Source organism: Tolypothrix sp. VBCCA 56010 (assembly GCF_050875635.1).
In the GTDB taxonomy this organism is placed as follows: Bacteria; Cyanobacteriota; Cyanobacteriia; order Cyanobacteriales; family Nostocaceae; genus Hassallia.
The window spans coordinates 1-315 of record NZ_JBPAOH010000486.1 but is presented as its reverse complement, the minus strand read 5'-3'; the positions used below and the strand labels follow the sequence as shown (position 1 = coordinate 315).

The window sequence follows — 315 nt, the reverse complement described above, 5'->3', positions numbered from 1 at the left end:
GCATAAGTACTTTTAAGATATTTAGTATCACCTAGCACCTAAAACTACGCAATGGCTGGTTAGCGATCGCCTTGAGGAGAAAACTTTTTGGTTTACTGACTTTAAATAGTTTTTCGGAGCCGGAAGAAGAAAAAGAGGTTGGCAACGAAGCAGAATCAGAGCAGTTTGAACATCGCTCGACTAAAGGCACAGACAAATCAGAAAATCCTCATCTCACATCTTGCACCTGGAAATATGAATGTGAAAACCACAACTAAGTGCAAGGGTAGATAGGCGTTCAATATCAAGTAAAAGAAGAGACATGACTATTTGAGG

Annotated in this window: 1 protein-coding gene; it reads left to right on the top strand. The window is 39.7% G+C overall.

Translation table 11 applies throughout. From position 1 onward, the window contains the following. Positions 1-71 precede the first annotated feature (71 nt). Positions 72-257 carry a hypothetical protein gene (locus AABK37_RS42065; protein ID WP_432557278.1) on the top strand — a complete coding sequence of 62 codons (186 nt, stop codon included), beginning with the start codon at positions 72-74 and terminating at the stop codon, positions 255-257. The last annotated feature ends 58 nt before the right edge of the window (positions 258-315 follow it).